The organism is Streptosporangium sp. 'caverna', assembly GCF_003203775.1.
GTDB classification, from domain to species: Bacteria; Actinomycetota; Actinomycetes; order Streptosporangiales; family Streptosporangiaceae; genus Streptosporangium; species Streptosporangium subroseum.
The window spans coordinates 3,055,143-3,075,850 of record NZ_CP029711.1 but is presented as its reverse complement, the minus strand read 5'-3'; the positions used below and the strand labels follow the sequence as shown (position 1 = coordinate 3,075,850).

General features: G+C 69.3%; 20 protein-coding genes. 8 read left to right on the top strand and 12 right to left on the bottom strand.

Annotated features, from left to right (window positions below; translation table 11 throughout):
* The first annotated feature begins 29 nt into the window (after positions 1–29).
* The 3 genes from DKM19_RS13595 (at position 30) to DKM19_RS13585 (ending at position 3,140) form a co-directional block, all read left to right on the top strand.
* Entirely contained in the window at positions 30–914 is an 885-nt protein-coding gene (locus tag DKM19_RS13595; RefSeq protein WP_162641467.1) for an MEDS domain-containing protein, read from the top strand.
* Positions 911–1,864 carry a sensor histidine kinase gene (locus DKM19_RS13590; protein ID WP_110696002.1) on the top strand — a complete coding sequence of 318 codons (954 nt, stop codon included), beginning with the start codon at positions 911–913 and terminating at the stop codon, positions 1,862–1,864. Before DKM19_RS13595 ends, DKM19_RS13590 begins: the two co-directional genes overlap by 4 nt.
* Positions 1,865–1,982: 118 nt before the next feature.
* Positions 1,983–3,140, top strand: a complete 1,158-nt coding sequence (locus DKM19_RS13585) for a glycosyltransferase (RefSeq protein ID WP_239514237.1) — start codon at positions 1,983–1,985, stop codon at positions 3,138–3,140.
* Between the two features lie 363 nt (positions 3,141–3,503).
* Here the strand turns inward: DKM19_RS13585 and DKM19_RS13580 are convergent, their stop codons facing one another.
* The gene (locus DKM19_RS13580) at positions 3,504–3,764 is read right to left on the bottom strand and encodes a hypothetical protein (RefSeq protein WP_110696000.1); all 261 of its coding nucleotides are present in this window, start codon (positions 3,762–3,764) and stop codon (positions 3,504–3,506) included.
* A 145-nt stretch (positions 3,765–3,909) separates the two neighbouring features.
* Entirely contained in the window at positions 3,910–4,995 is a 1,086-nt protein-coding gene (locus DKM19_RS13575; RefSeq protein ID WP_110695999.1) for a CdaR family transcriptional regulator, read from the bottom strand.
* Between the two features lie 76 nt (positions 4,996–5,071).
* Here DKM19_RS13575 and DKM19_RS13570 point away from each other — a divergent pair, with 76 nt between their 5' ends.
* Together DKM19_RS13570 and pruA are read left to right on the top strand one after the other, a co-directional pair.
* Entirely contained in the window at positions 5,072–5,998 is a 927-nt protein-coding gene (locus DKM19_RS13570) for a proline dehydrogenase family protein (protein WP_110695998.1), read from the top strand.
* Positions 5,998–7,623, top strand: a complete 1,626-nt coding sequence (pruA, locus tag DKM19_RS13565; RefSeq protein WP_110695997.1) for an L-glutamate gamma-semialdehyde dehydrogenase — start codon at positions 5,998–6,000, stop codon at positions 7,621–7,623. Before DKM19_RS13570 ends, pruA begins: the two co-directional genes overlap by 1 nt.
* A 361-nt stretch (positions 7,624–7,984) precedes the next feature.
* Here pruA and DKM19_RS13560 read toward each other — a convergent pair whose 3' ends face one another.
* The gene (locus tag DKM19_RS13560; protein WP_110695996.1) at positions 7,985–8,722 is read right to left on the bottom strand and encodes an SDR family NAD(P)-dependent oxidoreductase; all 738 of its coding nucleotides are present in this window, start codon (positions 8,720–8,722) and stop codon (positions 7,985–7,987) included.
* Between the two features lie 151 nt (positions 8,723–8,873).
* Here DKM19_RS13560 and DKM19_RS13555 point away from each other — a divergent pair, with 151 nt between their 5' ends.
* Complete coding sequence (locus DKM19_RS13555; protein WP_110695995.1) at positions 8,874–9,515, top strand: TetR/AcrR family transcriptional regulator; 642 nt, start codon at positions 8,874–8,876, stop codon at positions 9,513–9,515.
* 101 nt (positions 9,516–9,616) lie between these two features.
* Here the strand turns inward: DKM19_RS13555 and DKM19_RS13550 are convergent, their stop codons facing one another.
* Positions 9,617–10,237, bottom strand: coding sequence for a TetR/AcrR family transcriptional regulator (locus DKM19_RS13550; protein WP_110705700.1), 621 nt, complete (start codon positions 10,235–10,237; stop codon positions 9,617–9,619).
* Positions 10,238–10,443: 206 nt separating this feature from the next.
* Between DKM19_RS13550 and DKM19_RS13545 the strand changes: the two genes are divergently transcribed.
* Positions 10,444–11,505, top strand: a complete 1,062-nt coding sequence (locus DKM19_RS13545) for an alpha/beta fold hydrolase (RefSeq protein WP_162641466.1) — start codon at positions 10,444–10,446, stop codon at positions 11,503–11,505.
* A 160-nt stretch (positions 11,506–11,665) separates the two neighbouring features.
* On the opposite strand, the gene DKM19_RS13540 is transcribed toward DKM19_RS13545, so the two are convergent.
* The 7 genes from DKM19_RS13540 to DKM19_RS13510 form a co-directional block, all read right to left on the bottom strand.
* On the bottom strand, positions 11,666–12,604 hold the full coding sequence (locus DKM19_RS13540; RefSeq protein WP_110695994.1) for a succinylglutamate desuccinylase/aspartoacylase family protein: 939 nt from the start codon (positions 12,602–12,604) through the stop codon (positions 11,666–11,668).
* A complete protein-coding gene (locus DKM19_RS13535) occupies positions 12,601–13,458 on the bottom strand; it encodes an alpha/beta fold hydrolase (RefSeq protein ID WP_110695993.1) in 858 nt (285 codons plus the stop codon). The genes DKM19_RS13540 and DKM19_RS13535 overlap by 4 nt, the downstream gene beginning before the upstream one ends.
* 121 nt (positions 13,459–13,579) lie before the next feature.
* Complete coding sequence (locus DKM19_RS13530; RefSeq protein ID WP_110695992.1) at positions 13,580–15,310, bottom strand: DUF885 family protein; 1,731 nt, start codon at positions 15,308–15,310, stop codon at positions 13,580–13,582.
* A 30-nt stretch (positions 15,311–15,340) separates the two neighbouring features.
* Entirely contained in the window at positions 15,341–16,534 is a 1,194-nt protein-coding gene (locus tag DKM19_RS13525; protein ID WP_110695991.1) for a dipeptidase, read from the bottom strand.
* Positions 16,534–17,910: a dipeptidase gene (locus tag DKM19_RS13520; protein ID WP_204358783.1), complete on the bottom strand. Its 1,377-nt coding sequence runs from the start codon at positions 17,908–17,910 to the stop codon at positions 16,534–16,536. The genes DKM19_RS13525 and DKM19_RS13520 overlap by 1 nt, the downstream gene beginning before the upstream one ends.
* On the bottom strand, positions 17,897–18,595 hold the full coding sequence (locus DKM19_RS13515; protein ID WP_204358782.1) for an SDR family NAD(P)-dependent oxidoreductase: 699 nt from the start codon (positions 18,593–18,595) through the stop codon (positions 17,897–17,899). Before DKM19_RS13515 ends, DKM19_RS13520 begins: the two co-directional genes overlap by 14 nt.
* Positions 18,592–19,305: a creatininase family protein gene (locus DKM19_RS13510; RefSeq protein WP_110695988.1), complete on the bottom strand. Its 714-nt coding sequence runs from the start codon at positions 19,303–19,305 to the stop codon at positions 18,592–18,594. The genes DKM19_RS13515 and DKM19_RS13510 overlap by 4 nt, the downstream gene beginning before the upstream one ends.
* 298 nt (positions 19,306–19,603) lie before the next feature.
* Between DKM19_RS13510 and DKM19_RS13505 the strand changes: the two genes are divergently transcribed.
* Positions 19,604–20,188, top strand: a complete 585-nt coding sequence (locus DKM19_RS13505) for an Lrp/AsnC family transcriptional regulator (protein ID WP_110695987.1) — start codon at positions 19,604–19,606, stop codon at positions 20,186–20,188.
* A gap of 21 nt (positions 20,189–20,209) precedes the next feature.
* On the opposite strand, the gene DKM19_RS13500 is transcribed toward DKM19_RS13505, so the two are convergent.
* Positions 20,210–20,707 (bottom strand): MaoC family dehydratase, encoded by a 498-nt coding sequence (locus tag DKM19_RS13500; RefSeq protein WP_110695986.1) that lies wholly within the window; start codon positions 20,705–20,707, stop codon positions 20,210–20,212.
* Position 20,708 lies beyond the last annotated feature (1 nt).

Here is a 20,708-nt window from a genome sequence, read left to right as displayed (position 1 = left end):
GCTCGTGTCCAGCAGTGTGGAGACGAAGGATGACCTCACCCGAGGACGATGATCAGCGCTCTCCCGGTTGGATTCGGCCGGGAGAGCATCTCTGTCTCACCTTCGACGACGACGAGGAGCGCGAGCCGGTGCTCGCCGCGTTCGTCTCCGACGGGCTGGCGCGGGGGGATCAGGTCGTTTACCACACCGACATGACCCACCCGGCGGTTCTGATCGGGCTGCTCCGGGGCTGGGGCGTGGATCCGGATCCTTTCCTGGCCCGGGGCCAGTTACGGATCGACGGCGCGGAGGAGATCTACTTCAGCGACGGGCGTTTCGACCCCGATCTGGCGGTCGAGTCCCTGGCCAGGGCCGCCGCCGGCGCGTTGCGTCAGGGTTACCGGGCGCTGCGCGTCACCGGCGAGATGAGCTGCGCCCTGCGCTCCGGCCCGGAACGGCTCGTCGAGTACGAATCCCGGATAAAGCCGATCCTGGACACCGGCACGGCGATGGCGGTGTGCCAGTACGACCGGCGCCTGTTCGCCCCGGAGCAGCTCCCCCGCCTGCGGGGAATCCATGACCGTGAGGTGAGCATGGGCCTGCGCTTCGACGGCGGGCTCCTCAAGATCAGGCCCATGGTCAATCCCCACGGGTTGAGGGTCGAGGGCGAGGTGGACGCCGCCACCCTGCCGGTGTTCACGACGGCGCTGCATGAGGCCGCGCGGCGGATGTCCGGCGACATCCACGTGGATGTCGGCAAACTGGCCTTCGTTGACCTCGCCGGGCTCCGGGCGATCATCGATCTGGCCGCCGGGCTCAAGGCGCCGAGGTCCCTGTGCCTGTCGCCGGAGTCCTCGCACGTCCACCAACTGATCAAGATGATCGGCTGGGACACGACGCCCGGCCTGCGCCTGAGCGGGGACGACCTGACATGACCTCAATACACCAGGCGGCGGTCTACGACTCCGATCGCCGGTTCCTGGCGGTCGCGCTGCCGTTCATCCAGGATGGGCTGGCCAAGGGCGACCCGGTGATGGTCGCGACCACCTCGGCCAATCTGGAGCTCCTCGGGAACGCCCTCGGCAGGGACGGCCGCCTGATCGACTACGCCGAGAGCGGCTTTCTCGGCCGCCGGACGGTGGAGCGCGCCACGGCGTTCCACCGCTACTGGCAGCGGCGCGCCCCGGAGGCTCCGTGCGGCGGGCATGTGCGGATCATCGCCGAGCCCGTGTGGACCGGGCGGGCGGCCTGCGAGGTCCGGGCCTGGCAGCGCATGGAGGCGAGCCTCAACCTGCTGCTGCGTGGCACCAACGTCTGGATGCTCTGCCCCTACGACGAGAGGGTCCTGGACCCGGAGGTGATGAGGTCCGCCCGGCGTACCCACCCCGCGATGTCAGCGGACGGTTACACGGCGCTGGATTGCTCCGAATACATCGATCCCGTGGAGTTCATCCGCGAATGCGACTCCGTCCTGCCCCTCGAACCGCCGGAGGACGCGGCCACCGTCCACGCGGACACCCTGCACTCCCTGCGGGCGTTCATCACCGGGCAGGCGTCCTTCCTCGGGTTGAGCCCCGACCGCGCGGCCCTGCTCGCCGTCGTCGTCAACGAGATCGCCGCCCTGCTGGAGGTGCCCGTCACGGTCCGGCTCTGGGAACGGCTGGGCGCGATCACCTGCCACGTTCACCGCGAGGGCGGACGCGTCGCCGACCCGGTCGCCGGCTTCCTGCCCCCGGGCGCCACGGCCAAGCCCGGCGACGGACTCTGGATCGCCAGGCAGCTCTGCGACCGCCTTGATATCCATCATGACCTGGGTGGATGCACGATTCAGCTGCAGGTGCCGAGCGCCCGGGCCGAAGAGCTGAGGCAGAGCAGGAAGTATTGAGGTTTGCCTTCGGCGCGGATCCGGGTATGGTTTGAGTCATACAGACGTGTGCCTAAGACGCAGGCACCCCTGAAGGAATCACAGGCTTTTTATGCCTATCTCCTCCCAGAGGTGTGCCGTGAACATTGCATTCGTTTCTTCCGAGGCTCTCTCCTCCACCCAGGACCAGTCCGACCTCGCCGCCCAGCGCGCCCACCTTCTGTCCATCGCCCGCGAATTGGGCCGGGACCACAAGGTGACCATCTACACCCGCAGAAACTCCGACGCCGGCAAGGCTCGGGTCCGGGTCTCCCAGGGCGTCACGCTGGAGAACCTGTCGGCCGGTCCCGCCCAGGACCTGCCCGAGGACGGCATGCTGCCCTACCTGTCCGACCTCGGCGAGCAGCTCATGCACCGCTGGGGCCAGGACCGTCCCGACGTCATCCACGCGCACTCCTGGACCGGTGGCCTGGCCGCCATCGCCGGCGCCAACGGCCTCGACGTGCCGTTCACCCAGACCTTCAGCACCGAGAACTCCCACGACGTCAAGAAGGTCCGGCTGCAGCGCGCCATCGGCCTCCGGGCCAGCGCGGTCATCGCCGGGTGCGGAGACGAGGAGTCCTCGCTGATCCGGCTGGGCGTGCCGCGCCGCAACATCTCCGTGATTCCCTGCGGCGTCGACATCGAGCGCTTCCGGCGCCAGGGCCCGGCCGCGGCACGCGGCACCCGGCCCCGGCTGCTGCACGTCGGGCCGCTGACCCAGGACAAGGGCGTCTACACCGCGGTTCGCGCGCTGGAGGGCATCCCCGAGGCCGAGCTGCTCATCGCCGGCGGACCCGCCCACACGAACCTGGCCCAGGACGCCGACGCGCACCGGATCATGCTGCTGGCCAAGGAGATCGGGGTGGACGACCGGGTGACCCTGCTCGGGCACATCCCGCACGCCTCGGTGGCCAAGCTGATGCGCAGCGCCGACGTGGTCCTCTCGCTGCCGCGCGAGGCCCCCGCCGGTGTCGTCGCCCTGGAGGCCATGGCGTGCGGCGTGCCGATCATCGCCTCGGCGGTGGGCGCCCACCTCGACTCCGTCGTGGACGGGGTGACCGGCCTGCTGATCCCGGCCGACCGTCCGGCGCAGACCTCCCGCCTCACCCGCGAACTGCTCGCCGACCCGACCCGGCGCACCGCCATCGGCTTCGCCGGCGCCGACCGCGCCCGGTCCCGCTACTCGTGGGAGCGGATCAGCCAGGAGCTCGTCCAGGTCTACGAGAACGCCCTCGCCACCTCCGTCCAGCACTGATCTACGGCGGCCGACCAGGCCGAAGGAGCGGGGTCCCCATATGGGGACCCCGCTCCTTTTCATATGGCCTTCGAGTTTCAGCCGGTCACGCGGACGGCGTCGGCATCATGGTGTGCCCGTGTCATCGGCCGCAGTACAACCAGCTCCGAGTAACCGGTGTTGGGTGATGTGGCCATAGTCACGCGAGTGGAGAAGAAGAACGGCGTGGTAATCGCCCGGATCCACATCGGCGATTGCCCGCGTTGGGGCCGTGCGGTCACGCGCAGCCGCCTGCGCCATCATTGGCCTGACCGCGCGGCGGAGTTCGTGGCCAGACCGGAGAGGCGGAGAGGAGATCAACGGGCCCGCCCACTCCCCGGCCGTCTAAGGCCGTTCGAGGTCGTAGGTGACGTCCGCTACGCGGACCGTCTGGACCAGCGGGTCCTCGATGATCTTTCGCAGTTCCCCTATCGTGGCCAGCGAGTCCACGTAGGCGTAGGCCAGGCCGTCATTCGCGGCCTTTCGCAGGCGGGCCAGGCTCAGATCGAAGTCGTGCAGGTTGTCGACGCCGTGGTCCTTGAGGATGCCCACCCAGCGGCGGAAGTTCGCAAGGTCCAGCTTGATCGCCTCATCGGACTCGATCACATGGTCCTCAATTCACGGCTGCGCATCTGATCCGGGGCCGACGCCGCCGGGGCGGCGATCGCCTACTCGGAGCTGGACGCGCAAGGGCGACGACCTTCAAACCGGGTCTCGTGAGGCCTCCGAACCCTCGGGCGGCTCCCGGCCGTCACAGCAGGCGGGTCGCCTTCAGGCCGAGGTGGATCAGCAGCCGGTCCTCACCGTCGGCGAGATCGCGGCCGGTGAGGCGCTCGGCCTTGCCCAGCCGGTAGTAGAGCGTCTGGCGGTGCACCCCGAGCGCGGACGCGGTCTCCTGGACGTGGCCGGCGCGGTCGAGGTAGCCCTCCACCGTCCTGGCGAGCTCCGGGTCCTCCGCCAGGTGGCCGATCTCCCCCGCCAGCTCCCGCAGCTCGGCCTCGGGCAGCCGGACGAGCAGCCGATAGACGCCGAGGTCGGACCAGGCGGCGACGGGCGCGAGCTCGGGCACCCGGTCGGCCACCCTGAGCGCCTGTACGGCCTCCCGCCAGCTCCGCCAGGCCTGCGCGGGCTCGGGGCGGGCGCCGCCGACCCCGGCGGCCGTGCCGTACATGGCCTGGATCCGGCAGGCCAACTCCCACGCCTGGCCCGCCGGGACGAGCAGCGCGACCAGCGACTCGTCCTGGGTGGTGAGCGCGGAGTCGGCGAGCACGCCGCGCGGGAGCGTCCAGAGCGCGGCGACCCGGTCCGGGGAGCTCCGGACGGCGATCGCCGCCACCGGGCCGCGCACGTCCAGCTCCGACAGCGCCCAGGAGCGCTCCTCGGCGTCGGTCGAGAACAGCTCCCGGAGGTTCCTGCCCAGGTCCTGACGGCGGTGGACCTCCTGGGCGAGGACCGCGGCCACCCGGGCGACCAGGTCGGCCACGGAGGCGAGCGCGGCACTGCCGAGCGTGCCGTCGTCCAGCAGCCACAGATAGCCGTAGGTGACCTCGTGATGACGCAGCGGCACGCACACCCGGGCGAGCACCCCGAGATCGGCGTCGGCGGGGATCCGGACGGGGCCGCGGGCGGTCGCGATGCCGTACCCCTCGAAGTAGGCCCGCACCTCCTCCGTCGCGCGGCGCCGGAGAATGGACTCCTGCCGCACCACGTCGATGTCGCCGCTCTGCGCGGCGTAGGCCAGGAGCTGGAACGAACGGTCTTCCAGGGTGGCGGAGGCACCGAGCCTGGCGGCGATCTCGTCGACGGTCTCCTGCAACACCCCACCATTGTCATACATATGTATGAACACTCTTCACACCGGTCGTGACAGATGCACATAATGGATATTTGAGCTGGGGTTTTAGGGTGGGGACATGCTTGGTTCCCTTCTTCTCGCCGGATCCCGGCTGCCGCTGGTCCGGCGCGCGGTGTCCGGCGTCCCGCTGACACGCAAGGTCGTCGACCGCTTCGTCGCGGGCGAGGCGACCCAGGACGCGGTCGGGGCGGTCCACCGCCTGACCGACGCCGGTCTCACCGTCACCATCGACCATCTGGGCGAGGAGACGCGTGACGCGAAGGCCGCCGCACAGAAGGCCGGGGCCTACGTCGCGTTGCTCGACGCGCTGAGTGAACTGAATCTCGGCGACCGCGCCGAGGTGTCGGTGAAGCTCTCGGCGGTCGGCCAGGCTCTTGGAGCGGACGGCGACAAGATCGCGCTGGAGAACGCCCGCCAGATCGGTGAGGCCGCCCGCGCCGCCGGGGCGAACGTGACCCTCGACATGGAGGACCACACCACGGTCGACTCCACGCTGGGCATCCTGCGGGCGCTGCGCGAGGACTTTCCCTCCACCGGCGTCGCCATCCAGGCCTACCTGTTCCGCAGCGAGGCCGACTGCCGTGACCTGTCACAGCGCGGCTCCCGGGTCCGCCTGGTCAAGGGCGCCTACGCCGAGCCCGCCTCGGTGGCCCACCAGAACAAGAACGAGGTCGACAAGGCCTACGTCCGCTGCCTGCGCATCCTCATGGCGGGCGAGGGCTACCCCATGGTGGGGACGCACGACGACCGGTTGATCTCGATCACCGAGACCCTCGCCGACCGTTTCGGGCGCTCCCAGGGCGACTACGAGTATCAGATGCTCTACGGCATCCGCACCGACAAACAGCAGGCCCTGGCGGGTGCCGGTCACACGGTGCGCGTCTACATCCCCTACGGCGACGACTGGTACGGCTACTTCATGCGCCGCCTCGCCGAGCGCCCCGCGAACATCGCCTTCTTTCTTCGTGCCCTTGGAGGCAAGTGATGGATGCCAACTTCACCGTTCCCAGCCCGGTCAACGAGCCGGTGCTCGGCTACGCCCCCGGCAGCGCGGAGCGCACCGCGCTCGAGAACCGCGTCAAGGAACTGGCCGGCGCTCAGCTCGACCTGACCATGACCATCGGCGGCGAGCAGCGGATGGGCGGCGGCGCCTCGATCGACGTCGTCCAGCCGCACAACCACGCCTCCGTGCTCGGCCGTACGGCTGACGCCACCGCCGACGACGTGCGGGCCGCGATCGACGCGGCGCTGAAGGCCGCGCCCGCGTGGCGTGCGCTGTCGTTCGACGAGCGGGCCGCCATCTTCCTGCGGGCCGCCGACCTGCTGGCCGGGCCGTACCGGCAGACGCTGAACGGCGCCACGATCCTGGGCCAGTCCAAGTCCGCGCAGCAGGCGGAGATCGACGCCGCCTGTGAGCTGATCGACTTCCTGCGCTTCAACGTGGACTACGCGCGCCGGCTCTACGAGAACCAGCCGGTGTCCTCGGCCGGCGTGTGGAACCGGATGGAGTACCGGCCGCTGGAGGGCTTCGTCCTGGCGATCACGCCGTTCAACTTCACCGCCATCGCCGGGAACCTGCCCTCGTCGGCGGCCCTGATGGGCAACGTCGTCGTCTGGAAGCCCTCCCCCACCCAGCAGTTCGCCGCGCACTTCACCATGAGGCTTCTGGAGGAGGCCGGGCTCCCCGCGGGCGTCATCAACATGGTGACCGGCAACGGCTCGGCCGTCTCCGAGGTCGCGATGACCCATCCGGAGCTGGCGGGCATTCACTTCACGGGCTCCACCGCGACCTTCCAGCACCTGTGGTCGACGGTCGGCGCGAACATCGGCTCGTACAAGTCCTATCCGCGCCTGGTCGGCGAGACCGGCGGCAAGGACTTCGTGCTGGCCCACCCCTCGGCCGACCCGGCGGTGCTGGCCACCGCCCTGATCCGCGGCGCGTTCGAGTATCAGGGGCAGAAGTGCTCGGCCGCCTCGCGCGCCTACGTGCCGCGTTCGATCTGGTCGCTGATCCGTGACGAGCTCGTCGGCACCGCCGAGTCGCTGACCGTCGGCGACGTGGCCGCGGACCTGTCCACCTTCATGGGCGCGGTCATCGACGACCGGGCGTTCGCCAAGCACAAGGCGGCGATCGACCGGGCCCGCTCGCTCGACTCGATCAACGTGCTGACCGGCTCCTACGACGACTCCGTCGGCTACTTCGTGAAGCCGACCATCCTGGAGTCGTCCGACCCGACGGACGAGATCTTCGCCAAGGAGTACTTCGGGCCGATCCTCGGCGTGCACGTCTACGACGACGCGGACTTCGACGCGGTGATGGACCAGATGGAAGGCGTCTCCCAGTACGCGCTGACCGGCTCGATCATCGCCCGGGACCGCGGCGCGATCGCCTCGGCGTCGGAGCGGCTGCGCTTCGCGGCGGGCAACTTCTACATCAACGACAAGCCCACCGGCGCGGTCGTCGGCCAGCAGCCCTTCGGCGGCGCCCGCGCCTCGGGCACCAACGACAAGGCCGGCTCGATCTTCAACCTGATCCGCTGGGTGAACGCTCGGACGATCAAGGAGACGTTCGTCCCGGCGACCGACCACCGCTACCCGCACATGGGCTGACCCTCGCAGAGGGGTCAGGACCGGAAGAAGCCCGGCTGTTCCGGGTAATTCGCGACAGACGGCGACGCCCGGGTCTCGCATTCGAGACCCGGGCGTCGCCGTCTCATCGATCCGGCCAAGCCGGGCGTGCTCGCCCCCGCCCAGGCCTACGACCCGGCCGGCTTCCTGGACTCCCTCCTTCCCCACGGCATTCGCTGGACCATCGAGGAGGGCATGCCAGAGGGCTGAAGTCGTCATATCCGACCGGCTCGGCGGCCCACCATCCGATCCCCGCCGTACGAGGGACCGCATGTCGCCCGGCACGATCCGCCGCGCAAGGAGTGGGGGCCGCACACGTTCGCGTGCGGCACCCTCGCCGTTGTCATCGGGTCTGGTCGGTGGGGCGGATCAGGATCTCGTTCACCGACACATGGCTCGGCTGGCTGACGGCGTAGAGCACGGCCGCGGCGATGTCCTCGGGCTGGAGAGTCCTCATCGAGCTCTGCATCTCCTGCGCCATGGCACGCGTCGCGGGGTCGGTGATGTGGCTCGCGAGGTCGGTGGCGACGAATCCGGGCTCGACGACCACGACGCGCACGCCCTGCGCGGTGATCTCCTGGCGCAGCGACTCCGAGAAGGCGTTCACTCCGAACTTCGTGGCCGCGTACACGCCGCCACCCGCCGAGGCGATGCGCCCCGACGTCGAAGACGTCTGAACGACGGTCCCCTTGCTTTCCAGCAGATGCGGGAGGGCGGCGTGTGTCGCGTACATCGTTCCGAGCAGGTTGGTGCGCACCATCGTGTCCCACTCCGCCGTGTCGGCACCGGCGATCGGCCCGCTGAGCATCACGCCCGCGTTGTTCACCAGTACGTCGAGCCTGCCGAACCGCTCGACCGTGGCCGCGACGGCGTCGCGGTTGGACCGCAGCTCGGTGACATCGAGCTCGAGCGGCAGCACGTCCCCTTCGGCGCGCTCGGCAACGGTCCGCAGCCGGTCCATCCGTCTCGCGCCGACGGCGATCCGGGCGCCCGCCGCCGACAGCGACAGCGCGACGGCCTCACCGATTCCCGACGACGCTCCTGTGATCAGGACGACTTTTCCCTGCAGCGGCTTGCTCATCGCTTCTGCTCTTCCTTCAGGTCTCTCGAGAACGGTTTCCCCTCGGATCACTAAACGGACCCGGCGGTCAGGTTAAGCGTACAGCAAGCGGACCGGCCGGTCATGTTAGGACCGCCAGAAGTGGACCCGCCGGTCAGGTTATTGTGAGGCCATGAGCGAACAGCGCGGCCGGAACGCACCGGCGACAGTTACGGGCGGGCTCCGTGCGGACGCGGTACGCAGCCGCGAGTTGTTGCTGCGTGCGGCCAGAGAGGTGCTCGCGACCGAGGGAACGGAGGCGTCCGTCGCCGACATCGCCCTGCGCGCCGGACTCGGCAAGGGGACGGTGTTCCGGCACTTCGCGACAAAGGACGAGCTGATCGCGACGATCGTGGGCGATGTCCTGGACACGCTCCTCGCGAAGGGGGCCGAGCTCGTCGACGCGACCGACCCGGCAGCGGCCCTGCACGAGTTCATGGCCGACGCGATCGAGCTCCAGGCGAACGACCGGGCCTTCTGCGAAGTCGTGGCCGGCACCTCTCAGCAGCATCCCCGGGTGCGGGCGGTGGTCGACCGACTTCATGATCTCGTGGAGGCGCTCACCGAGCGAGCCCGCTCACATGGTGCGATCCGCGACGACATCACCGGCACCGACATCGCGTTGCTTCTGAGCGGCGTCTACCAGACCGCCGCCCCGCTGGCCGCCACCGAACCCGAGCTCTGGCGCCGCTACCTCGCCCTGGCACTGGACGGACTCCAGCCTCGCGCGGCACGGCCCCTGCCCTATCCGGCGCCGCAACCCCAAAGGTCGTAACCCGGCCCGGTCCCGGTCATGGCGTCCTGCGCGGCGGCGGGGCGATCACCGCACGCCCACCCGGAACGGGCGGCCTCACGCCGAGGCCGCTCCGTTCTCCTTCACGGCCGGCGAGACTCGCCGGGAAAAGCCCGGAGGGCGATAGCGACCACCTCGGCCAGCTCCTGGCGGGTGGCGCCGGCGGCGGCGTGGACGGAGAGTCCCTCCGACACGGTCATGATGTAGCGGGCGAGCCCGTCGGGGTCGTTCTCGGGAGCCAGGTCGCCTTCCTGGACCGCGCGGCGGAGGCGGTCGCGCATCGCGAGCTCTCCACCCTTGCGTGCGCGGGCCAGCGCCGCGCTCACATCGGCGTTCTCAACGCCACAGGACAGGCCGCTCTGGATGCTGAAGCATCCGGGCGGACGACCCGGCGCCGTCACCGCCTTGATGTTCCCGTCCAGAAAGGTCTCGACGACCTCCCTGGCGGTGGGAGCGGCCAGGGCGTCACGGACATAGGCCATGTCAATGGCCGCGTACCGGGCGAGCGCCTTGTCGAACAGCTCGCGCTTGTTGCCGAAGGCGGCGTACATGCTGGTCCTGTTGATGCCCATGGCCGCGGTGAGATCGCTGAGCGAGGCGCCCTCGTAGCCCTGTCGCCAGAACACCTCCACCGCCCGATCCAGCGCCTGGTCGGCGTCGAAGCCACGCGGACGTCCGATGGTGGATTGCCTGACGGTGCTCATGCCGCCCATCGTAGCCAATCCAAACCGATCGATACATAAGTCGTCCCACTTGTGCTAACGTCCATTTCGGTACCGATCGATACGGAACAGGTCGACCGAACAAGCAGGCGCATCAGGCCTGTTGCGGCTTCAGAGCGACCCTGAGGCGGGCACTGCCGCCACCGTCAACGTGGCATCCGATTTCCTTCAGAGAGGGTTTTTCCGTCATGAACTACAACGGTGAAGAGTTCAGCGAGCCTGAAAACGCCGGGAAGGTCAGCCGGCGATGGCTGCTCAGGACGGCGACGGTCAGCGCCGCGGCCGTTCCGCTCCTTGCCGGAGGTACGTCACAGGCGGCCACCCGGCCGGCGCCCGGGAAGGGCGCCACGGCCGCCACCCGCCTGCCGGGCCTGCCGAAGGACTTCTGGAAGACCTTCACCAGCAGATACGTCGAAGTCGACAAAATGCGGCTCCACGCGGTGACCGGCGGAGACGGCCCTCCCATTCTGTTCATCGGCGGATGGCCTCAGACCTGGTACGCCTGGCGGCACGTGATGCCCGCCTTCGCGCGGGACTTCAGCATCGTCGCGATCGACTCACGCGGCGTGGGCCTGTCGTCCAAACCCGCTTCGGGCTACGACTCGCGCACCCTCGCCAACGACGCGGTGAAGCTCATGAAGGCCCTGGGACACGATCGTTTCGCCCTGGTGACCCACGATGTGGGGTCATGGACGGGTTACGCGCTCGCCTCGGACCACCCCCAGTCCGTGGAGCGGTATGTGGCCATGGAGACGATCACTCCCGGGCTCACCGAACCCGGGGCCATGTTCCTCCCGGGACAGCTGAACAGCCTGCTGTGGCACTTCCCGTTCAACCGTCTCGAGGGCATCAACGAGCAGCTGGTGCGGGGCCGGGAGGACATCTACTTCAGGTACCAGTTCGCCACCAAGGGCACGACTCCCACCTCGATGCCGGCCACGGCCGTTCAGGTGTACGTCGATGCGCTCAAGTCGAGCCCCCAGGCGCTGCGGAGCAGCTTCGAGTTCTACCGGGCGATCGATGAGATCATCGCCCAGAACACCGAGCGCAAGAAGACCAAGCTCAAGATGCCGGTCCTGACCATCGCGGGCGAGATCGCCGTCGGCACCGGCATGGAGACGGAGATGCGGGCCGTCGCCGAGAACGTGCGCAGCGTGCTCATCCCGAAGGCCGGCCACTTCCTGATGGACGAGAATCCCACGCAGGTGATCGACGCCCTCAAGCCCTTCCTCGCTCCCTACCGAGGCTGACCGGTCGTCCCCCGGCCTCTCACCCAAGAGGCGGTCGCGGACAGATCCAAAGACATTCCCCCGGGGACGGTCGTCCGACGACGCGCTGGTCAGGGCCTCGGTGAACGACCGCATGCTCTGCGGGCGCAACCGGGCGACCATCCCGTAGAGGAACGCCGCGCTAGCGCGGTCCGCTGTGGGGTGCGCGGGCGAGGCCGAGCAGCAGGCCGTCGGCGGACACGGCGGGGCTGGTCGTCAGGAACAGCGGCGTGCCGGCCTCGGGCGCGCGCACCTCGGCGAACACCTCGCCCCACACGTCGCTCATGGTTCCGAGCAGGCCACCGGCCGGCACCGACTCCCCCGTCGTCACGACGGGCTGCCACCAGCCGGCCCGGTCGGTGCGCAGCCAGTGCCATCCCTCATGCCGGAGAGCGTCGCGCACCGGCCACGGATCACCGTCGAGCACACCGACGGACCTGGCGATGTTGCTCAGCCCCGCCAGGTGCATGTCGATCGCGGGCCGGTCGAGCAGGCCGTTCTGACCGGCCTCCGCGATGATCGCCGGGATGCCGATGTCCGCCGCGGCGGCGCAGGTGCTGCCCGCCACCGTCCGTGCCACCGCGGCCTGCCGGACGATGTGCCCGGCGCCGTAGGCCACGGCGAGATCGAGCGACGCCGCCTCGACCGGGGACTCCTCGAAGATCGTGAACGGCTCGAGCGCCTCGGGGATGTCACCGGCGTGCAGATCGACCACGTAGTCGGCGCCGACGACAAACGAGGTGAACAGGTGGTGGGCGAGCACCTCGGAGAAGGTGCCGTCCGGATCGCCGGGGAAGCTCCGGTTCAGGTTCTTGCCGTCGGCGGGGACGATGAACGGGGTTCTGGCCCAGAATCCCGGCACGTTCACCACCGGAACGGCGATGATCCGGCCCGAGACGGCACCGTCATCGAGGTTCCGTACGAACTCACGGACGGCCGCGATCGAGGCGTACTCCGCTCCGTGCACGCCCGCGAGCACCGTGAGCTGCGGTCCGTCCCCGCGACCCTGAATGTCGAAGTACGGTATGTCGAGTCCGTCCGGACCGAGATCAGGGACGCTCAGCGTCCGCCGCGTGATCATCGGGCGACGGCCCCGAGATCCGGCAGCGCCTCGGCGAGGAAGTCGCGCATCGTCTGCTGGAACAGCTCGGCCTCCTCGATCTGCGGGGAGTGGCCGGACTTCTCGAAGACGACCAGCTTCGAGTTCGGGATGAGTGACGCGATCGTCTCCGCCGACGACACCGGGGTGATCCAGTCCGTGCGGCCCACGGTGACCAGGGTCGGGCAGGTGACCGAGGGAAGCTGCGGCTTGACGTCATAGATCGGCGCGTTGTGCTGGAAGCACCAGTTGTGCGCCTCGTGACGGTAGATGCCGGCCTCCACCCGCGCCGTGGCCGCCACCGGGTCGTATTCGAAGTCGTACAGCGGGATCAGCTCGGCCCAGCAGGCCTTCAGGTCGGCGTCGTCGCGGATGTTGCCGCTCCAGTAGCGGTCGTAGTTCTCCCAGTTCAGCTTCACCCGGGTCTGCGCGCGCGCCCTCTCGACGGCGGAGGTCAGGTTCTCGCGGTCCGGCGAGGTGTCCCGCAGGATCATCGCGCTCACCCGGTCGGGATAGGCGATCGCGTATTCCATGGCGATGAAACCGCCGTAGGAGCCGCCCGTGACCACGATCTTCTCGGCGCCGGCCCACTCGCGCAGCGCGTCGACGTCCGCGGCCCACTGGGCGTGCGAGTAGGGCGGCGCGGCCTCGCTCAGGCCGCAGCCGCGCGCGTCGAAAACGATGACGCGGAACAGGTCGGCGAGCGGGCCGAACGTCGACTTCGGCTCGGCGAGGGAGCCGATTCCTCCGCCGCCGTGGTGGGCGATCAGCACCGGCGCGCCCTCGTCGCCGAGGACTTCGACGTTGAGCTGAGCTCCATTGATCTCTACGAACATGTGCACTCCTCATTCAGGTGAAGCATGCGGGGGGACGGAGGGCCGTGAGGCATACGGGGGGTGAGAGGCCGTGCGAGCGTCCGACAGGCCTCAGGCATCGGAGGGACATCTCAGAGAGACGTCAGAGGGATTCGGTGTCGATCCAGCCGGTGACGATCTGGTCGAGGACGCCGAGCGGAACGGCGCCGTTGCCGAGAACCGCGCCGTGGAAGCCGCGGATGTCGAAGCGGGCACCGAGCCGGTCCTCGGCCACCGCGCGCAGGCGGCGGATCTCGCGGCGGCCGATCATGTATGCCAGCGCCTGACCGGGCCACGAGATGTAGCGGTCGATCTCATTGCGGACGTTGGCGTGCGTGGTCGCGGTGTTGTTCCACATGAACTCCATGGCCTGCTGCCGTGACCAGCCCAGGTGGTGCATGCCGGTGTCGACCACCAGGCGGCAGGCTCGCAGCGCGTCGAACGAGAGCATTCCCAACCGGGAGATGTCGGAGGTGTACAGCCCCATCTCGTCGGCCAGGCGTTCGCTGTACAGGCCCCAGCCCTCGACGTAGCCGCACACCTCGGCGTCGAGGAAGCGCCGGTAGTCCGGCAGATCCGTCAGCGTCTGCGCGGAGGCGATCTGGAGATGATGGCCGGGCGTGCTCTCGTGGAAGGCCAGCGCCTCGTACTCGTAGACGAACCGCTCCTGCGGGTCGGTCGTGAGCACGCAGTGCGCGCCGGGACGGGACCCGTCGCCCGCCGGTGGCCGATAGTGCGCGAGCGCCGCGTTGCCCGCCTCGATCGGGTTGATCTCCTCGATGACGCAGTCGGCGATGTCGTACGCGGGGAACCACCTGTCGCGGACCTCCTCCGCACGGCGCAGCGCGTCGGCGACCGTGTCGACGATCTGCGAGCCGTCGACGAACCGCAGCGAACGGTCGTCCCGCAGCCGGGACATGACCTCGGCCACGTCGCTCGTGCCGAGCGCCCGTCCGCCCAGCTCGGCCCACTCCTGCCGCAGGTCCGCGAGAGCGTCCAGGCCTATCTGGTGGATCTCCTCCGGGCTGAGATCGGTGGTGGTGTGCCGCCGTACCGCGTCGCGGTAGCCTTCCTCGCCACCCGGGACGAACCGGATGCCGACCCGGTCGTCGGCGCGGGCCACGGGCAGCAGTTCGTCCTCGATGCCGGCGAGCAGGCGCCGCAGGGCGGGGCGGACGGACTCGGAGACGATCTCGGACGCGCGGGCCCTGACCCGGTCGTGGTCGACGTCTCCCGGCAGCCGCAGGCTGAGCAGGGTGTCGTCGGCCAGGCTCAGCGACAGGTGTCCGGTGAGCTGGTCCACCGCCTGGCCGACCCCGACGCGGGTCGGGATCCGCCCGTCCGCCTTGGCCGCCCGGTAGCGGTCGAGGATCGCGTCGAGGAACGGGGGCAGGGCGGTCAGCCGCTGGATGTACTGCTCGACGGCCGCCGCGTCGGTGAGGGAGGCGGCCGGGAGTGACATGAACATCATCGCCTGCGGCGCGGAGTAGCCGTCGGCGGACGCTCCCGTCTCCCACAGCGCGTGCTCCAGATCGGACCGCACGCCCCAGGCGAGGCGGCCGAGCACCGCGTGGTTGATCCGGTCGGCCGGGTTCAGGCCATCGGGGTCGATGTCCCGGAGCCGCCGTTCGATATCGGAGATCTTCGCGGCGTCGGCCTGGGAGCCGGCCCTGCTGGGATCGGGCACCAGGCCGTCGAAGCCCGAGACGCCCAGCATCGTGGCGCTGAACGGGTCGGCCGTGTGCTTTACCTGGAAGAACTCCGCGCTGAGCTGGGCGAGCTGTTCGTTCGGCTCTGCGGTCGCCTGAGCCGAGCTCTGGTCGTCAACGGACATCGTTGTCCTCTTTCTTGTCGTAACTCGCCACTAGGCCCAGATCTGCTCGAGTGCCCGCAGGATGTTGCCGCCCAGCACGGCGGCGATCTCGCTGTCGGAGAACCCTTCCCGCACCAGCCATCCGCAGATGTTGGCGAAGTTCTCGGTCGGGTTCTCCAGCCCGTCCACGTACTCCACCTTTTCGAAGGAGGGCCCCCCGGGGGCGGCGGCTCCCACCTTGAGCAGGTGCCCGAAGACGGTGTGCAGGCCGACGTGGTCGCCGTAGAGGGTGTCGGGTCCGAACGCGACGTGCTCGATGCCGACCAGGTCCAGGCAGTACCGGAAGTGGTCCATCACCGACAGGATGGTGTGCCGGGGATGGGCGTGGGACAGCGTCGTGTGCGGCGCCGCGGACATTCCGATCACGCCGCCCGTCTCGGCCACGGCGCGCAGGACGTCGTCGGACTTCATCCGCGGGGTGTCCCAGACCGCACGCGCTCCGGCGTGCGTCATGAAGACGGGGCGCTCGCTGACGGAGCAGGTGTCGATGCCGGTCTGGTCGGAGGAGTGCGAGATGTCGACGGCCAGGCCCAGCTGGTTCATCCGGGCGACCGCCCGCCTGCCGAAGTCGGTCAGGCCGCCGTCGACGGTCTCGTTCAGGCCGCTGCCGAGCGCGTTCGCGTCGGAGTAGGCGATGCCGATCTGCCGCAGGCCGAGGCCGTACAGCACGTCGAGCCGGTCGATCTCGTTCTCGATGGGCGTCGCGGCCTCCAGGCCGAACAGCAGCCCCACCTTGCCCGCCCGATGGGCGTCGTGGATGTCGGCCAGCGTCCGGATCACGACGACGTCGCTCTGGTGCGCGATGTCGGCCTGCCGCATGCCGAGGTCGGTGATGATGTCCAGCCACCGCCACGGCGCGTTGCCGGTGACGCAGGCGGTGCCGTCCATCATGTTGTCGAACACCACGGTCATGCCCGAGGCGGCGAGCCCGGCGAACGCCGTGTGCTGGCGTCCCGTCCGGTTGTACTCGGGGGTCTGCCGCATGTCGTCGGGGAACCGCACCGGGTGGTCGTGCAGGCTGACGACGATGTTGTCGCGCAGCAGCCGCTCCGCCCGCGACCGGTCCTCCGCGCCGAGCCCGTCGGCGTACGGCGGAACGCGGTCGAACTCCGGGGCCAGCTCGAAAACGGGGAGATCGACGCCCGGGGTGAGGTAACCGTAGGACCGGTAAGGCTCGCCGGTCATCACGCGGACCCGTCGCGGCGGACCGGGGCCAGCCGGTGCGGTCCATCGGCGAGCAGCCGCCACAGCTGTTCCCAGGCGCGCATGCCTTCGCGCAGGCGGGAGATGCGCATGAACTCGTTCGGCGCGTGCAGGTTCTCGTCCGCCGTGGAGAAGGAGAAGAAGAGCGTCTTGGCGCCCAGCACCTCCTCGAACAGCGCCGTGGCCGGCAGCGTCCCGGCGATGACCGCCAGCAGGACGTCGCGGCCCGGGTAGACGTGTTCGAGCGCCGCGCTCGCCGCCCGGATCGCCGGGTGGTCGGCGGGGATCGTGTACGCGGGCACGCCGGCCTCGTCGGGGCGCACCGTGACGCGGACGCCGGGGATCTTCTGCGCGAGCACGTGGTCGGTGATCGCCGCCAGCACCAGTTCCGGGCGCTGGCCCGGTACCAGCCGGCAGGAGATGTGACCGGTCGCGATGTGCGGGATGACGGTGTACTTGCCGCCGGCCCGGAGCCCGTTGATCTCGAGCGTGGGACGCTCCCAGAGCCGTTCCAGCGTGCTGTAGCCGGCTTCGCCGAAGACCTCGTCGAGGCCGAGGCCCTCCCGGTAGCGGTCCTCGTCGAAGGGCACCGCCGCGATGTCGGCGCGGCGCTCGTCGCTCAGCTCGGGTATCCCGTCGTAGAAGCCGTCGGCCGCGACCCGCCCGTCGGCCGTGTGCAGCCCGGCCAGGATCTCGCTCAGGGCGTGCACGGGGTTGGCCACCGTGCCGCCGAACCGTCCGGAGTGCAGGTCCGCGTCCGCCCCGGTGACCTCGATGTCCAGGGTCACCAGGCCCTTGGAGGCGATCGACAGCGACGGCTCGCTCGGGCGCCACATGGCTCCGTCTGCGGAGATCACCAGGTCGGCCGCGAGTTCGTCCGCGTGCTCACGCACGTAGGCCGGAAGGTGGGGGCTGCCGATCTCCTCCTCTCCTTCGAGGAGGAACTTGATGTTCAGCGGCAGCGCGCCCTCCTGCTCGATGAACGCCTGCGCCACCTTGAGCACGATGAAGACCGGGCCCTTGTCGTCGGTGACCCCGCGTCCGCGGATCACGTCGCCGTCGACGACGAGCTCGAAGGGCGGAGTGTGCCACTCGGCGAGGTCCCCCGTCGGCTGCACGTCGTAATGGCCGTAGACGAGGATGGTGGGGGCGCCGGGCGCCCCGAGCCACTCGCCCCTCACCAGCGGGTGACCCGCCGTCGCGACGACGCGGGCATTGGCGAAGGTCAGCTGGGCCGCGAGCCATTCGGCGGCGGACCGCATGGTTTCCTCGGTCGCGTCCCGGCTCACGCTGGGCACCGCGACGTAACCGGCGAGCTCTTCGAGATACTCGGCGTCGGTCGAATTAAAAGAGAGCATGTCCGCCATCAATCGAGAGAGTCTGACCGGTGATCCAGGACGAGGCCTCGGAGACGAAGAACCGGACACCGTGGGCGATGTCCTCGGCCGCGCCGAGCCGGCGTACCGCGATGCCTTCGATGAGCTCGGCCTGGCCCTGCTCGCCGTAGCTCTCCCACTGCTTGATGGTCGAGGGGTTGGACAGTACGAACCCCGGCGCGATGCAGTTGACCGTGACGCCGAACCGGCCCAGCTCGTGAGCCATCTGGCGGGTGAAGCCGATCTGCCCTGCCTTCGAGCTGGCGTAGGCCTGGATGCCGGTGAGGCTGACGCTGCGGCCCGCGCCGGACGAGATGTTGACGATGCGTCCCGAGCCTCGCCGTTTCATGCCCGGCACCGCCGCCCTGGTGCACAGGAAAGTGCTGGTCAGGTTGGCCGCGACCACGGCGGACCAGCCCTCGTCGGTGATCTCCTCGATCGGGTGGTGCACCTGGCCGACGACGCCGCCCGCGTTGTTGACCAGGATGTCGACGTCACCGATCTCGGCGAAGAAGGCGTTGACCGCGGACGAGTCGGTCACGTCCACGGTGTCCTTGTCGACGCCGTGCACCCGGATCCCGTCCGCCTCGAGCGCGGCCGCGATGGCCGCCCCGATCCCGTGTGCCGTGCCGGTGACCACGGCGGTCCTGCCGTTACCTGTTGTCACTGGTCGAGCCATCCCTTCTCGAGCAGCTCGCGGACCTCGGCCACGCCGGCGTCCCACACGATCTGCATGTCTTCGTCACTGCGTTGGTAGGCCCCGCCCAGGCTCCCGTCGGGAGAGAGCTCCTTCATCTCCCGCGCGGTCACGTCGTTCGCCATCGACCGCGGGATGACCGGCGCGCTGCCACTGGGGATCTCGACTCCGGCGACCCTGGTCCAGGCGAAGTTCTCCAGCCAGGAGCCGTGGAACTGGTCGTCGTCGAACCGGGAGGCGGCCTCCGCCGTCTTCGGCGCGTTGTACCAGCTGTGGAACAGGACCTGCACCCGGTGCTCCCGCGGCCGGCAGACCCACTCGCGGATGAGACCGGCGACGGGTGAGTTCCCCCCGTGGCCGTTGACCACCGCGATGCGCCGGAAGCCCTGGGAGGCCAGGCCGTCCAGCAGGTCGCGCATCACCTCGATGTAGGTGCTCATCCGCAGGCTCATGCTGCCCGGATACTCGGTGAAGTACGGCGCCATGCCGAACGGCAGGACCGGCAGGACCGGCACGCCGAGTGGCTCCGCCGCCTCCACCGACACCCGCTCGGCCAGCAGCGCGTCCGTTCCCAGCGAGAGGTACGCGTGCTGCTCCGTCGAGCCGATCGGAAGCACGATGCGATCGTCGCGTTCGAGATAGTCGGCGATCTGCATCCAGTTGCTGTCGAAGACCCGCACCGGCCCTCACGCTCCGTTCTGGTGATTCACGCACCGTCCGCGTCGGCGGCGCGCGAAGTGAAACCCAACTCGACCCACGAAATAGTCATCCGTAAGGAGATCCGAGCCAATACTATCCATTCGCCCGTTAATTGCCAGTCCGTACCTCTTCGTTGTATTTGATCACTCAACCGCCGCCCTGCGAACGGTCCTCACCCACGGCAACCGACCAAGCGCTTTTGCACTGTGGTGTTCCCCATACGGGTGACTTCGGGTTGAAGTACGCTTTCGACGCATCCGGCCCGGTAGCCTTCCCACCATGCCCCCACGCCGCCGCTCCGCCACACCCAACTCCTCGACCGCTCCGCTGCGAGATCTGGCCATGCCGGCGCAGTCTCCGCCGGTCCCGCTCGACGACGTGGACAGGCAGATACTCGTGTTGCTCAGCAAGGACTCCCGGCGCTCCCAACGGGCGCTGGCCCGTGAGCTGGGGATGTCCGCCCCCGCGGTCGGAGAGCGCATCGCGCGTCTGGAGCGCCTCGGCGTGATCCGTGGGTACGGCGTGCATCTGGACTGGAGCGCCGCGGGTTTCCCCATGACGGTGTATCTGACGATCACCGCCGTTCAGGGCTACCAGCAGAGGGACCTCGTCGACAAGCTCGCCCTCATCCCCGAGCTGGAGGGGCTCGACATCGTCACCGGCGCCATCGACCTGCTCGCCCGGCTCCGGGTCCGTGACCACTTGCACCTGCGGCAGCTGCTCATGGAACGCATCTGGCAGATCGAGGGCGTGCAACGTACCGAGACGTCGCTGAGCCTGGTGGAGATCGGGCCGAAGAACCTGGTGGCCGAGTTGCTGTCGGACCACTCCGACGACCTGGCCCGAGAGGGCGACCCGGCCTGAGAGGGCCGGGCCGACCGGCGGTCATCCGCCGGTCATCGGTCCCTGTACGGGTCCGAAGCCTCGCCGGTAGACCATCACCGTCCGGTTGAAGGTGATGACGACCGTCCCGTCCTGATTGGTGCCCGTGGTCCGCACGGTGACGATTCCGACCTCCGGCCGGGAACGCGACTCCCTGAGCGTGAGCACCTCGGACGACGAGTAGACCGTGTCGCCCTCGAACAGGGGGTTCGGCAATCGCACCTCGTCCCAGCCCAGGTTCGCCATCACGTTGTAGGAGACGTCGTTGACGGACTGCCCGGTCACGAGCGCGATCGTGAAGGCGGAGTTGACGAGCGGCCGCCCGAACTCGGTCTGCGCCGCGTAGTGCGCGTCGAAGTGGACCCGGGCGGTGTTCTGCGTGAGCAGGGTGAACCAGATGTTGTCCGCCTGCGTGACCGTGCGCCCGAGCCCGTGCCGGTACACGTCACCGACCTCGAAGTCCTCGAAGTAACGGCCCTGCCATCCCTCGCGTACGGTCACC

Excerpts from the sequence above, each read along its gene's own strand:
- DKM19_RS13590 (WP_110696002.1), top strand. The coding sequence starts at position 911 with ATGACCTCAATACACCAGGCGGCGGTCTACGACTCCGATCGCCGGTTC.
- DKM19_RS13525 (WP_110695991.1), bottom strand. The coding sequence starts at position 16,534 with ATGACCGGCGAGCCTTACCGGTCCTACGGTTACCTCACCCCGGGCGTC.
- DKM19_RS13545 (WP_162641466.1), top strand. The coding sequence starts at position 10,444 with ATGAACTACAACGGTGAAGAGTTCAGCGAGCCTGAAAACGCCGGGAAG.
- DKM19_RS13540 (WP_110695994.1), bottom strand. The coding sequence starts at position 12,604 with ATGATCACGCGGCGGACGCTGAGCGTCCCTGATCTCGGTCCGGACGGA.
- DKM19_RS13560 (WP_110695996.1), bottom strand. The coding sequence starts at position 8,722 with ATGAGCAAGCCGCTGCAGGGAAAAGTCGTCCTGATCACAGGAGCGTCG.
- DKM19_RS13550 (WP_110705700.1), bottom strand. The coding sequence starts at position 10,237 with ATGAGCACCGTCAGGCAATCCACCATCGGACGTCCGCGTGGCTTCGAC.
- DKM19_RS13570 (WP_110695998.1), top strand. The coding sequence starts at position 5,072 with ATGCTTGGTTCCCTTCTTCTCGCCGGATCCCGGCTGCCGCTGGTCCGG.
- DKM19_RS13535 (WP_110695993.1), bottom strand. The coding sequence starts at position 13,458 with ATGTTCGTAGAGATCAATGGAGCTCAGCTCAACGTCGAAGTCCTCGGC.
- pruA (WP_110695997.1), top strand. The coding sequence starts at position 5,998 with ATGGATGCCAACTTCACCGTTCCCAGCCCGGTCAACGAGCCGGTGCTC.
- DKM19_RS13555 (WP_110695995.1), top strand. The coding sequence starts at position 8,874 with ATGAGCGAACAGCGCGGCCGGAACGCACCGGCGACAGTTACGGGCGGG.
- DKM19_RS13520 (WP_204358783.1), bottom strand. The coding sequence starts at position 17,910 with ATGCTCTCTTTTAATTCGACCGACGCCGAGTATCTCGAAGAGCTCGCC.
- DKM19_RS13595 (WP_162641467.1), top strand. The coding sequence starts at position 30 with ATGACCTCACCCGAGGACGATGATCAGCGCTCTCCCGGTTGGATTCGG.
- DKM19_RS13505 (WP_110695987.1), top strand. The coding sequence starts at position 19,604 with ATGCCCCCACGCCGCCGCTCCGCCACACCCAACTCCTCGACCGCTCCG.
- DKM19_RS13530 (WP_110695992.1), bottom strand. The coding sequence starts at position 15,310 with ATGTCCGTTGACGACCAGAGCTCGGCTCAGGCGACCGCAGAGCCGAAC.
- DKM19_RS13575 (WP_110695999.1), bottom strand. The coding sequence starts at position 4,995 with ATGTATGACAATGGTGGGGTGTTGCAGGAGACCGTCGACGAGATCGCC.